The organism is Vogesella margarita, from assembly GCF_028548475.1.
Lineage (GTDB): Bacteria > Pseudomonadota > Gammaproteobacteria > Burkholderiales > Chromobacteriaceae > Vogesella > Vogesella margarita.
Window position 1 is genome coordinate 490659 of sequence record NZ_JAQQLE010000001.1, and the last position, 10805, is coordinate 501463.

The 10805-nt window shown below is 64.9% G+C and carries 14 protein-coding genes; 10 read left to right on the forward strand and 4 right to left on the reverse strand.

Annotation, left to right across the window (positions count from 1 at the left end; all coding sequences use genetic code 11):
- Positions 1 to 33: 33 nt before the first annotated feature.
- The 4 genes from grxD (at position 34) to PQU96_RS02435 (ending at position 3366) form a co-directional block, all read left to right on the forward strand.
- The gene (grxD, locus tag PQU96_RS02420) at positions 34 to 351 is read left to right on the forward strand and encodes a Grx4 family monothiol glutaredoxin (RefSeq protein ID WP_272770662.1); all 318 of its coding nucleotides are present in this window, start codon (positions 34 to 36) and stop codon (positions 349 to 351) included.
- Between the two features lie 249 nt (positions 352 to 600).
- Positions 601 to 1233 carry a uracil phosphoribosyltransferase gene (gene upp, locus PQU96_RS02425; protein WP_189372712.1) on the forward strand — a complete coding sequence of 211 codons (633 nt, stop codon included), beginning with the start codon at positions 601 to 603 and terminating at the stop codon, positions 1231 to 1233.
- A gap of 48 nt (positions 1234 to 1281) precedes the next feature.
- Complete coding sequence (locus PQU96_RS02430; RefSeq protein ID WP_272770663.1) at positions 1282 to 1929, forward strand: hypothetical protein; 648 nt, start codon at positions 1282 to 1284, stop codon at positions 1927 to 1929.
- A 192-nt stretch (positions 1930 to 2121) separates the two neighbouring features.
- Positions 2122 to 3366 (forward strand): uracil-xanthine permease family protein, encoded by a 1245-nt coding sequence (locus PQU96_RS02435; protein ID WP_272770664.1) that lies wholly within the window; start codon positions 2122 to 2124, stop codon positions 3364 to 3366.
- A 139-nt stretch (positions 3367 to 3505) separates the two neighbouring features.
- On the opposite strand, the gene PQU96_RS02440 is transcribed toward PQU96_RS02435, so the two are convergent.
- Positions 3506 to 3838, reverse strand: coding sequence for a DUF2322 family protein (locus PQU96_RS02440; protein ID WP_272770665.1), 333 nt, complete (start codon positions 3836 to 3838; stop codon positions 3506 to 3508).
- Between the two features lie 76 nt (positions 3839 to 3914).
- Here PQU96_RS02440 and PQU96_RS02445 point away from each other — a divergent pair, with 76 nt between their 5' ends.
- From PQU96_RS02445 to PQU96_RS02455, 3 genes are read left to right on the forward strand one after another with little or no spacing between them, the layout of a single operon-like run.
- Positions 3915 to 4961, forward strand: a complete 1047-nt coding sequence (locus PQU96_RS02445; protein ID WP_272770666.1) for an efflux RND transporter periplasmic adaptor subunit — start codon at positions 3915 to 3917, stop codon at positions 4959 to 4961.
- Positions 4958 to 6172 (forward strand): ABC transporter permease, encoded by a 1215-nt coding sequence (locus PQU96_RS02450; RefSeq protein ID WP_272770667.1) that lies wholly within the window; start codon positions 4958 to 4960, stop codon positions 6170 to 6172. The genes PQU96_RS02445 and PQU96_RS02450 overlap by 4 nt, the downstream gene beginning before the upstream one ends.
- Positions 6165 to 6884, forward strand: coding sequence for an ABC transporter ATP-binding protein (locus PQU96_RS02455; protein ID WP_272770668.1), 720 nt, complete (start codon positions 6165 to 6167; stop codon positions 6882 to 6884). Before PQU96_RS02450 ends, PQU96_RS02455 begins: the two co-directional genes overlap by 8 nt.
- Here the strand turns inward: PQU96_RS02455 and PQU96_RS02460 are convergent.
- The 3 genes from PQU96_RS02460 to PQU96_RS02470 all read right to left on the reverse strand — a co-directional run bounded on the left by PQU96_RS02460 (position 6853) and on the right by PQU96_RS02470 (position 8767).
- Complete coding sequence (locus PQU96_RS02460; protein ID WP_272770669.1) at positions 6853 to 7191, reverse strand: GrlR family regulatory protein; 339 nt, start codon at positions 7189 to 7191, stop codon at positions 6853 to 6855. The genes PQU96_RS02455 and PQU96_RS02460 overlap by 32 nt on opposite strands.
- A gap of 173 nt (positions 7192 to 7364) precedes the next feature.
- The gene (ubiA, locus tag PQU96_RS02465) at positions 7365 to 8237 is read right to left on the reverse strand and encodes a 4-hydroxybenzoate octaprenyltransferase (RefSeq protein ID WP_272770670.1); all 873 of its coding nucleotides are present in this window, start codon (positions 8235 to 8237) and stop codon (positions 7365 to 7367) included.
- The gene (locus tag PQU96_RS02470; RefSeq protein ID WP_272770671.1) at positions 8237 to 8767 is read right to left on the reverse strand and encodes a chorismate--pyruvate lyase family protein; all 531 of its coding nucleotides are present in this window, start codon (positions 8765 to 8767) and stop codon (positions 8237 to 8239) included. Before PQU96_RS02470 ends, ubiA begins: the two co-directional genes overlap by 1 nt.
- Before the next feature lie 80 nt (positions 8768 to 8847).
- On the opposite strand from PQU96_RS02470, the gene PQU96_RS02475 reads away from it, so the two are divergent.
- From PQU96_RS02475 to PQU96_RS02485, 3 genes are read left to right on the forward strand one after another with little or no spacing between them, the layout of a single operon-like run.
- A complete protein-coding gene (locus PQU96_RS02475) occupies positions 8848 to 9207 on the forward strand; it encodes a CidA/LrgA family protein (protein WP_272770672.1) in 360 nt (119 codons plus the stop codon).
- Positions 9204 to 9917: an LrgB family protein gene (locus PQU96_RS02480; protein ID WP_272770673.1), complete on the forward strand. Its 714-nt coding sequence runs from the start codon at positions 9204 to 9206 to the stop codon at positions 9915 to 9917. Before PQU96_RS02475 ends, PQU96_RS02480 begins: the two co-directional genes overlap by 4 nt.
- A gap of 49 nt (positions 9918 to 9966) precedes the next feature.
- On the forward strand, positions 9967 to 10428 hold the full coding sequence (locus tag PQU96_RS02485) for a SixA phosphatase family protein (protein ID WP_272770674.1): 462 nt from the start codon (positions 9967 to 9969) through the stop codon (positions 10426 to 10428).
- The last annotated feature ends 377 nt before the right edge of the window (positions 10429 to 10805 follow it).

The window sequence follows — 10805 nt, forward strand, 5'->3', positions numbered from 1 at the left end:
GCGCCCGGCGCGTCCACTTGAAAGAGGAATACCATGTCGATTCAGGACACCATCCGTCAGACCGTGACCGAAAACCCTGTCGTGCTTTTCATGAAGGGCTCGGCGCAGTTCCCGCAGTGCGGCTTTTCCGGCCGTGCGGTACAGATCCTCAAGGCTTGTGGCGTGAACAGCTTTGTCACCGTCGACGTGCTGGCCGATCCGGAAATCCGCCAGGGCATCAAGGAGTACGCCAACTGGCCGACCATTCCCCAGCTTTACGTCAACGGCGAGTTCCTCGGCGGCTCCGACATCATGTACGAGATGTATCAGTCCGGCGAACTGCAGGAAGTGCTGAAAGACCTGGCCAACTAAGCCGTTTTTGCTGCTCTCCGACAGCCCGTGTGCCTCGCGCCACGGGCTGTTTTGTTATCCGCCGTCCGCGGCGGTGGGCAAGGGTGAACCCGCTGTGTGGCGTACAGCGGGGCGTTTGAAATGATTGTATAATCTCGCCCCATGCCTCACGCCTGCACCGCCTGGTGCAGCCGGTTTTATCGATTACCGAAAGCGGTTTGCGGGAACCTGGTTCCCCGGCCGCTTTTTGCCAAGGTCTGGGATCCTGCCATGAACATTACCGTCGTCAACCATCCCCTGGTGCAGCACAAGCTCGGCCTGCTGCGCGAGGGCGACATCAGCACCATGAAATTCCGCCTGCTGACCCAGGAGCTGGCACGCCTGCTGGCTTACGAGGCCACCCGCGATTTCGAACTGGAAACCGTCACCATCAACGGCTGGTGCGGCCCGATGGAAGTACAGCAGATCAAGGGCAAGAAAGTGACCGTGGTGCCCATCCTGCGCGCCGGCATCGGCATGCTGGACGGCGTGCTGGATCTGGTGCCGTCGGCCAAGATCAGCGTGGTCGGCCTCGCACGCAACGAGGAAACCCTGGAGCCGGTGTCCTACTTTGAGAAGTTCGTCGGCAACCTCGACGAGCGCATCGCGATGATCATCGACCCGATGCTGGCCACCGGCGGCTCGCTGATCGCCACCATCGACCTGCTCAAGCGCAACGGCTGCAAGCAGATCAAGGCGGTGGTGATGGTCGCCGCGCCGGAAGGCGTGAAGGCCGTGAACGACGCGCATCCGGACGTGCAAATCGTGGCCGCGTCGCTGGACAGCCACCTGAACGAACACGGCTACATCATCCCGGGCCTGGGCGATGCCGGCGACAAGATCTTCGGTACCAAACACGCCTGATGTGCCGCTGCCGCCGGCTTGCGGCCAACCTTGCGCGGGGGAATGTCGATGCAGCACAACGCCTATCAACAGCTGGAGCATGATTTCCTGTTGCGCTTCCCGCACGGCTTGCAGGACGAGGCGTGGCTGGCGCTGGGCAAGAAGCACCGCGGCATCGAGCGCGTGCTGCAGTTGTGCCGCGACGGCCTCGGTGAGCCGCAGCTGCGCGCCGCCATCGACAGCGGCAATACGGCGGCGGTAGTCGAGACTTGCCGCCAGATCGTCAGCCGCTGCACCACGGTCAGCACCTTCGAGCGCATGGCCTTCCGCAACTACCTGGCGTTCAGCGACGTACACCGCCCGTTCGTGGCGGCGCTGTATGCGCTTCTGTACCGCTTCGACGAGGCCAGCTTCGCCGATTTTGTCGAGGTGCTGCAGCTGTGCCGCCACGACGGCAAGGCCAATGCCGCCAAGTGGCCGCTGGTGAGCTGCTTTCTCGCCTACAGCGATCCGCAGCAACACGTCTGCATCAAGCCGACCACCATCAAGAGGTTGGCCGCACGGCTGGACGTCGACATCGCCTACCGGCCGTTGCCCAATTACGACACCTACCGTCGGGTGCAGGCGATGGTGCAGCAGTTCCGCGCGCACAGCACGCTGGCGGCGGGGCAGAACAACATCATCGCCCAGGCGATCATGTATTGCGCGGCGGCCTGAGAACCTGTTTACGATCTGCTGCGCTTCGGCGATACGGCGTTAAAAACGTCTTCGGAATGCTCATTTACTATATGTAAACTCCGCTTCCTCAGCCGTTTTTGCCTTGTCTCGCTCTAGCTCGCGAGATCGTAAACAGGTTCTAAGACGGCCGCGCGCGGCGCACGATTTCAACAACAATAAGGAAAACACAGCATGTTTCAACAACTGAAGACGGCGGTGTCTGGTGCCCAGATCCTGTTCGTCGCTTTCGGCGCGCTGGTGCTGGTGCCGCTGCTGACCGGCCTCAATCCGGCGATGGCGCTGCTGGGTGCCGGTATCGGCACGCTGGTGTTCCAGCTGTGCACCGGCCGCCAGGTGCCGATCTTCCTCGGCTCCTCGTTCGCCTTCATCGGCCCCATCATCTACTCGATGCAGACCTGGGGGCAGGGCGCCACCATGTTCGGCCTGTTCTGCGCCGGCTTCATGTACTTCGTGTTCGCCGCCATCGTGCGCTGGCGCGGCATGGCGATGGTCAATCGCCTGCTGCCGCCGGTGGTGATCGGGCCGGTGATCATGATCATCGGCCTGTCGGTGGCCAACGCCGCGTCCAACATGGCGATGGGCCGTGCCGGCGGCAACCAGATCATGCCGTACGAGACCTCGCTGCTGCTGGCGGCGGTATCGCTGGCCACCACCATCGTGGTGTCGATCTTTGCGCGCGGCATGTTCAAGCTGGTGCCGATCCTGGCCGGCGTCACCGTCGGTTACATCGTGGCCGCCTTCATGGGCATGGTGGATTTCGACAAGCTGGCGGCGGCGCCGTGGTTCGTGGTGCCGACCTTCGGCAGCATGGAGGTGAACTGGGCGGCGGCGCTGTTCATGCTGCCGGTGGCGATCGCCCCGTCGATCGAGCACATCGGTGGCGTGATGGCGATCGGCGGTGTGACCGGCAAGGACTACACCAAGTCGCCGGGCCTGCACCGCACCCTGGCCGGCGACGGTCTGGGCGTGTGTCTGGCCGGTTTCATCGGCGGGCCGCCGGTGACCACCTACGCCGAGGTGACCGGCGCGGTGATGATCACCCGCAACTTCAACCCGGTGGTGATGACGTGGGCGGCGCTGTTCGCCATCGCCATGGCCTTCTTCGGCAAGTTCAACGCGCTGCTGCAGTCCATCCCGATGCCGGTGATGGGCGGCATCATGGTGCTGCTGTTCGGCACCATCGCCTCCATCGGTCTGAAGACGCTGATCGAAGCCAAGGTCGACCTGATGGAGCCGCGCAACCTGGTGATCATCTCGGTGGTGCTGACCTCCGGCATCGGCGGACTGGCGCTGAAGTTCGGCAGCTTCGAGCTGGTCGGTGTCGGCCTGTGCTCGGTGCTGGCCATCGTGCTGAACCTGATCCTGCCGCAACGCGCCGCCAGCCACGACGGCATCGTCGAAGGCCAGGACGTGTAGAGACCGGTTCGTGTCATAGCCCAAGGTTGGCCGCAGGCTGCGGCCAACCCTGGCGGATGACGCGTAGCGGGGGAGTGCCGCCGCGCGTCATCATGAAAAAACCCGCCAGCGATGGCGGGTTTTTTTGCGACCGCGCGGATCAGGCCTCGGCGCTGTCGTCCAGCACGATGCGCACGCGCAGGCCGGGTGCGTCCTGTTCGGCAATCGCCAGCAGGCGGTCGATATTGGGATGCTTGCCGGGGTGGGCGCGGGCGTCGTCGGTGTGTTCGGCGTACAGCGCCAGGCCTTCGCGCGCCGCCGCCTTGTCGATGTGGCCGAAGCGTTTCACCAGCGCGTGATAGACGCGCACCGAGCCGGCGGTGCCCGGCTTGTTGTCGAGACGCTGCAGCGGTTCGCCGGCGGCATCCAGCAGCATCAGCGCGGCAATGCCGTCGATGGCGGGCAGGGTGGCGAGGATGTCGGCAAATTTCATGATGATCAAGGCTCCGTGGGCAAGATGTTTCGTAGAATGGAATCAGACCTTTCTCCATTCCCCGAGTTTACCCGACATGACGCGCCGCAAAATCCTGCTGTCCCTGTTTTTGCTGTTACCGCTGCTGGCCGCTGCTTACTGGTGGTGGCGGCCGGCAGAGGTGACGGTGGTGACGCTTGAGACGCAGGACGTGGTGCGCACGGTGGTCACCAGCGGTCGCATCGAGGCCAGCCGCCAGAGCCGGCTTGGCGCCACCATCGGCGGGCGGGTGGTGGCGACGCCGGTAGCCAAGGGCCAGGCGGTGACCGCTGGCACGGTGCTGCTGCAGCTGGAGCCGGAAGAGCTGCTGGCGCAATTGCAGCAGACCCGCGCCCAGCTGGAGGATGCCGGCCAGCAGCAGGCCGATGCCGAGCGCCAGTTGCAGCGTCAGCTGGCGCTGTTCCGCCAGGGCTTTATCAGCCAGGCGGCGCTGGATGGCCAGCAGCGCAGCCGTGACCAGGCGCGGCTACGCGTGACGCAGCTGCAGGCACAGCTGGCGCAGTATCAGGCGCGGCTGGCACAGGCGCAGATTCGCGCGCCGAGCGACGGCGTGCTGCTGGCGCGCGAGGTGGAGGTCGGCGACCTGCTCACCGCCGGCAGTGCCAGGCTAAGCTTTGCCGCCGCCGGCCCGAAGCACGTGCTGCTGGATGTTGACGAGCGCCAGCTGGCGCAACTGGCCCGCGGCCAGCCGGCGCTGATCGCGGCCGATGCCTTCCCCGCACGGCGGGTGGCCGGCAAGGTTGGCCGCATCGCGGCGCAGGTGGATAACGATCGTGGCACGCTGGAGGTCGAGGTGCTGCTGGACGGGGACGCCGGCTTTTTGCTGCCGGGCATGACGGTGTCGGCGGAGATCGAGACCGCGCGCTTGCGCAAGGTGCTGCTGTTGCCGGCCGAGGCGGTGAAGCGCGGCCAGGTGGCGCTGGTGCAGGAGGGCCGCCTGAAGCTGCGGCCGGTGCAGGCGAGCGCGGTGGTGGACGGCAAGGTGCAGATCCTGCAGGGGCTGCGCGCCGGCATGGCGGTGGTCTCGCCGTTTCCCTTGCTGGCGCCCGGCAGCCGCGTGCGCATCGTGGAGGCGGCACCATGAACTTCGTGTGGACGGTGGCATGGCGCCTGCTGCGCGAAGGGCGCTTCCAGACCGCGCTGATCCTGGCCGGGGTCAGCATCGGCGTCGGCGTCATCGTCTACATCACCGCCATCGTCAGCGGTCTGCAGGCCAACATCATCGAGCGCACGCTGTCGACCCAGGCGCACGTGGTGCTGCGCCCGGCCGACCTCGTCAACCAGGCGCCGCTGACGGTGCCGGGCAGCGTCAAGCTGGCTGACATCGCCAAGCGTACGCAGCGGGAGAACACCATCGCCAACTGGGGCAGCATCGTGGCGCGGGTGCGCGGCACGCCCAATGTCAGCGCGGTGGCGGCGATGGCCAGCGGCCCCGGTGTGGCGCAGCAGGGCGGCGTGCGCAAGTCCATCGTGTTGATGGGGGTGGATCTGGATGACTACCGGCAGGTGGTGCGGCTGGACAACAAGCTGAAAGCCGGGCGCCTGCTGTTGCCGACCGGCACGGCGCTGATCGGCAAGGAGCTGGCGGCGGACCTGGGCCTGCAGCCGGGCGGGCGCCTGCGCCTGCAGACCGCGACCGGCGGCAGCCAGAGCATGACGGTGGGGGCGATTCTCGATTTCGGTCTCAAGGATCTCAACAAGCGCTGGGTGCTGCTGCCGCTGCGCGAGGCGCAGAACCTGCTCGGCTTCCAGCGCGACGTGACCGAAATCTACATCAAGAGCGAGCGCCTGTTCGAGGCGGAAAGCCTTGCGGCCAACCTTGCGCTCGCCACCGGCCTGACTGCGGACAGCTGGCAGACCAGCAACGGCCAGCTGGTGACGGCGCTGAAAAGCCAGAGCGCGTCCAGCCTGATGATCCGCGTGTTCGTCACCTTTGCCGTCGCGCTGGGCATCGCCAGCGTGCTGGTGGTGTCGGTGGTGCAGCGCCAGCGCGAGATCGGCATCCTGCGCGCGATGGGCACGCCGGCCTCGCGCATCCTGGCGGTGTTCCTGCTGCAAGGCGGCCTGGTCGGGCTGTTCGGCTCGCTGTTCGGCTCGCTGCTGGGGGCGGCGATGTCGGTGGGCATCAGCCGTCTGGCGCTGACCGAGGACGGCAGCCCGCTGTTTCCGGTGGTGCTCGACGGCGAGCTGTTCGTCACCACCGCGCTGATCGCGACCCTGGTCGGGGTGCTGGCGGCACTGCTGCCGGCACTGCGTGCCGCCAGACTGGACCCGGTGGAGGCGATCCGTGGCTGAGATCATGACGCTGGACGGGGTGAAGAAAAGCTACGGCGGCGGCAAATCGCCGCTGGTCGAGGTGCTGCACGGCATCGGGCTGCAGCTGGTGGAGGGCGAGTTCGCCGCGCTGCTGGGGCCGTCCGGCTCCGGCAAGTCGACGCTGCTCAACATCATGGGCTTGCTGGAAACGCCGACGGCCGGCGAGCTGCACATTGCCGGTACCGCCACCGCCGGCCTCGACGACGCGGCGCGCACTGCCTTGCGCAATCGCTATCTGGGCTTCGTGTTCCAGTTCCACCATCTGCTGCCGGCATTCTCGGCGCTGGAAAACGTGATGATGCCGCTGTTCGCCGGCCAGGGGCGGGTCACGCTGCAGGACAGGGAGCGCGCCGCCATGCTGTTGCAGCGCGTCGGGCTGGCCGAGCACGCCGCCAAGCGGCCGGTGCAGTTGTCGGGCGGGCAGCAGCAGCGCGTCGCCATCGTGCGTGCGCTGATGAACCGCCCGCGGCTGGTACTGGCCGACGAGCCGACCGGCAACCTCGACACCCAGACGGCGAACGAGGTGTTTGCGCTGCTGCATGAACTCAATCGCGAGGACGGCACCACCTTCCTGATCGTCACCCACGACCAGCGGCTGGCCGATGGTTGTCCGCGCCAGATCCGGCTGCTGGACGGACGGCTGCAGCCGGACGGGGTGGTCAGTCCAGCGCCTTCAGCCAGTGGCCGCTGACGGTGGCGATCAGCGCCGGCTCCTGCGCCACCGGGCCGGACAGGTTGAAGGCGTTGCTGTCGCGCATGAAGTGGCCGTTCAGCGATAGCAGATATTGCATGGCCGGACCGAACAGCGTGCGCTCTGCTTCCTTGTTGCGCGAGACGTTCATCTGCATCGCCACGTGCTGGCCGGAAAGGTGGAATTGCCCCTGATAGCGCGAGGTGGCGTCGTTGCCCTGTAGCGAGTGGTTGTCGATCACCCACTGGCCATCGCTGTGCTGACCGTCGCTGGTGGATACCGTGACGTGATAGATACCGTTGATCATGGTGTGTCTCCTTGGAGGGGAAGATCTGCTGTCTGCCGGCTGGCAGCTACCTGTTTCAACTTAGACCACAAATCAAGGCAGATAAATCTGGATGCGGCCAACGTCCGCAGACGACGCGCAAAACAAAGCGGGCAGCGACCGGCTGCCCGCTTGGCGTGCCACGGCGTATCGCTTCAGCGCAGGCAGTAAGCCAGCACCAGCCCGGCGAAGATCACCGCGCCGACGCGGTTGTTGTCGAGAAAGGCCTTGAAGCACAGCGCGCGGTCGCGGTGGCGGATGTCCAGGTATTGGCGCCCGATCAGCAGCACCGACAGCAGCAGCGACAGATAGTACGGCCAGCCGAGGTCGAGGCTGTGGCCGATGCCGGTCATCAGTGCGATGAAGGCGGCGTGGCACAGCATCACCGCGCGCACGTCGTGATCGCCGAAGGTGATCGCCGAGGTCTTGATGCCGATCTTCAGGTCGTCCGGCTTGTCGGTCATCGCGTAGGCGGTGTCGTAGCCGATGGTCCACAGCGCCTTGGCCAGGAACAGCAGCCACGCCAGCAGTGGCACGTCGCCGGTCACCGCGGCAAACGCCATCGGGATGCCGAAGCCGAAAGCCAGGCCGAGATAGGCCTGCGGCACCGGGAAAAAACGCTTGGTAAACGGATAGCTGGCGGCGAGGAACACCGCCGGTAGCGACAGCAGCAGGGTCAGCCGGTTCAGCGGCAGGATCAAGAGCAGGCTGAGTACGGCCAGTGCCGCGGCCAGCAGCAGCGCTTCCTTGCTGCTTACCGCACCGCGGGCGAACGGTCGTTGCTTGGTGCGCGTCACGTGCATGTCGATGTGGCGGTCGGCAAAGTCGTTGATCACGCAGCCGGCCGAGCGCATCAGGAAGGTGCCGAGCGTGAAGATCAGCAGCAGCTGCCAGTCCGGCTGGCCGGCGGAGGCAATCCACAGTGCCCACAGCGTCGGCCACAGCAGCAGCAGAGTGCCGATCGGCTTGTCGATACGCATCAGCTGGCCGTAGACCGTCAGCCGCTCCTTGATAAAGTCCGTGCTCATCACAGCAATTGCTCCAGTTCCGGCAAGAAGATTTCACAAACCAGCAGGCGCTGCCCGTCCAGCTCGAAGAGGCAGCGGCGCGCCAGGTAGCGGCTGCTGCCATGAGGATCGTGCGCCTGCGCCAGCGCAAACAGCGGGTGCCCGGCGCACAGCTCGGCAAAGCCCAGCTCGCCGCGCTGCAGTTGCGGCAGGCCGCCGAACAGCGTCAGCCCCAGCGAACGGCTGCCGCGCTCCAGGATCGGCCGCCACACCGGGCACTGGGGCAGGCACACGCTGCGCGCCACCACCACCGGTTTGCCGGCCAGCGACAGGCTCACGTGTCTGGCATGCAGTTGGCTATCTGGGGTAAGCTCGAACAGGGCGGTTTCGTCGGCATGAATCGCGTCGTTGTCCTGCTGCAGCACGCTGACGGCGAAGTCGTAGCCGGTTGCCATCAGATAGTTGGTGAGCGAGCCGCTGACGGTGATGCACTCTGCCAGCAGCGGTGAAGTTGGCGGCAACCGGGCCGACCAGTCAGAAAAAGGCGTCATGCGGCGCATTATGCCAAAACCCGCCCTGTCCCGCCGCTATCGCGTGCGGCCAACCTTGTGATCCACCCTGTGAGTTGTCGATGATCGAAACCTTCCTGTGGCTGCTGGGCTACCAGTTTGCCGGCGAGTTGCTGGCACGCAGCCTCGGCTGGCCCATTCCCGGCGCCGTGCTCGGCATGCTGTTCCTGTTCCTGACGCTGTGCGTGCGCAAGGGCATTCCCGACACGCTGCGCCACAACGTGCCGCGGCTGATGACGCACATGTCGCTGCTGTTCATCCCCGCCGGTGCCGGCATCCTCGCCTTCTGGCCGCTGCTGGCCGAGCGGCCACTGGCGATGGCGGCGGTGCTGTTGCTGTCGACGCTGTCGACACTGCTGATCAGCGCACTGACGCTGACCCTGCTGCTGCGCTGGCAACAAGGCAGAAAGGCCAGGTCATGACGCCGACAGTCTATGAATGGCTGCGCCAGTCGCCGCTGACCGGCATTTTCCTCACGCTGCTGGCTTACCGCGTCGCGTTGAGTATCAGCCGCCGCTATCACGGCCATCCGTTGGCCAACACGGTGCTGGTCGGTGCCGGGTTGCTGATCACTAGTTTGCTGGCGCTGGGGCTGAGTTTCGACGAGTACTTCCGCGGCGCCAGCTTTATCCAGTTTCTGCTCGGCCCGGTCACTGTCGCGCTGGCGATTCCGCTGTACAACAATCTGGCGCGCCTCAAACGCAGCGCCTTCGCCATCCTGTGCAGCATCGTGGTCGGCAGTGTGGCCGGGGTGGCCAGCGCGGTGCTGATTGCCACCGCCTTCGACATGCCGCCACAGATCGTGCTCAGCCTGGCGCCGCGCTCGGCCACCACGCCGATCGCGATCGGCGTGGCCGAGGCCATCGGCGGCATCCCCACGTTGGCCGCAGCCTTTGTGATCGTGACCGGCATCATCGGCGCGGTGCTGGCCAGGCCGCTGCTGACGCTGTTGCGCATGAACGATGAAGTAGTGCTGGGGGTCGCCACCGGCATCGCCGCGCACGGCATCGGCACCGCCCGCGTGTTCCAGGTTTCGGAAACTGCTGGCGCCTTTGCCGGTCTGGCGATGGGGCTGACCGGTTTTGTCACGGCGGTGGTGGCACCGTTATTGGTGCATTTCTTGCTGTCGTAACACGCATGGCACAGCATGTAGCAGCCAAACAATAAGACTAAGGAACGATATGGATCTCATCTTGTGGCGTCATGCCGAAGCCGAGGAAGGCTCTGACGACATGCAGCGCGCGCTGACCCGTCGCGGCCAGAAGCAGGCGAGCGCGATGGCAACATGGCTGCGCAAGCAGCTGCCCGACGATTTTGCGCTGCTCGCCTCCGAGGCGCTGCGCTCGCAGCAAACCGCAGCACTGTTCGCCAAGAGTTATGAAGTCGTGCCGGCGCTGAACCCGGATGCCTCGGTCGAGCAGGTACTGAGCGCCATCGATTGGCCGCGTAGCGGCAAGACCATCGTGCTGGTCGGCCATCAACCCTATATCGGTCGTCTCGCCGCCACGCTGATGAGCGAACAGCCCTTGTTGTGGAGCGTGAAGAAGGGGGCCATCTGGTGGCTCAGTCATCGCGAGCGCCACGGCATCGAGCAAATCCGTCTCAAGGCGATGATGACACCGTCGATGCTGGGTATCGATTAATAAGATTATTGCGCCTTACTCTCAAGCTAAAGGTTGGCCGCAAGCATTGCGGCCAACCTTTTTCATTTTTCTTGGCGGTGAGCTTACTGTGAAATCAACGACTTGCCGATTTTGTGCGATAAAGTGCGTGGCGGGGTGTTGACGGAGGTGGCAGGGTTCGCTATAGTTCGTCTCCTCAGCTGCAGACGCAAACGAAACAAGCGACGCAGCACCGCTCTTTAACAAAACGAATAACCGATAGGTGTAAGTGTCTGGCCAAGCCAAATACTTGCACTGTCAAGATTCAAGAAACGATGTTTCTTTGAACTTGCGTGCCAAAAAATTGCTATGAGATTGAACTGAAGAGTTTGATCCTGGCTCAGATTGAACGCTGGCGG

What these genes read in the sequence shown, in the direction of transcription:
- grxD (WP_272770662.1), top strand. Translation starts at nt 34, where the DNA reads ATGTCGATTCAGGACACCATCCGTCAGACCGTGACCGAAAACCCTGTC.
- PQU96_RS02475 (WP_272770672.1), top strand. Translation starts at nt 8,848, where the DNA reads ATGATCGAAACCTTCCTGTGGCTGCTGGGCTACCAGTTTGCCGGCGAG.
- upp (WP_189372712.1), top strand. Translation starts at nt 601, where the DNA reads ATGAACATTACCGTCGTCAACCATCCCCTGGTGCAGCACAAGCTCGGC.
- PQU96_RS02485 (WP_272770674.1), top strand. Translation starts at nt 9,967, where the DNA reads ATGGATCTCATCTTGTGGCGTCATGCCGAAGCCGAGGAAGGCTCTGAC.
- PQU96_RS02480 (WP_272770673.1), top strand. Translation starts at nt 9,204, where the DNA reads ATGACGCCGACAGTCTATGAATGGCTGCGCCAGTCGCCGCTGACCGGC.
- ubiA (WP_272770670.1), bottom strand. Translation starts at nt 8,237, where the DNA reads ATGAGCACGGACTTTATCAAGGAGCGGCTGACGGTCTACGGCCAGCTG.
- PQU96_RS02450 (WP_272770667.1), top strand. Translation starts at nt 4,958, where the DNA reads ATGAACTTCGTGTGGACGGTGGCATGGCGCCTGCTGCGCGAAGGGCGC.
- PQU96_RS02460 (WP_272770669.1), bottom strand. Translation starts at nt 7,191, where the DNA reads ATGATCAACGGTATCTATCACGTCACGGTATCCACCAGCGACGGTCAG.
- PQU96_RS02430 (WP_272770663.1), top strand. Translation starts at nt 1,282, where the DNA reads ATGCAGCACAACGCCTATCAACAGCTGGAGCATGATTTCCTGTTGCGC.
- PQU96_RS02470 (WP_272770671.1), bottom strand. Translation starts at nt 8,767, where the DNA reads ATGACGCCTTTTTCTGACTGGTCGGCCCGGTTGCCGCCAACTTCACCG.
- PQU96_RS02435 (WP_272770664.1), top strand. Translation starts at nt 2,122, where the DNA reads ATGTTTCAACAACTGAAGACGGCGGTGTCTGGTGCCCAGATCCTGTTC.
- PQU96_RS02445 (WP_272770666.1), top strand. Translation starts at nt 3,915, where the DNA reads ATGACGCGCCGCAAAATCCTGCTGTCCCTGTTTTTGCTGTTACCGCTG.
- PQU96_RS02440 (WP_272770665.1), bottom strand. Translation starts at nt 3,838, where the DNA reads ATGAAATTTGCCGACATCCTCGCCACCCTGCCCGCCATCGACGGCATT.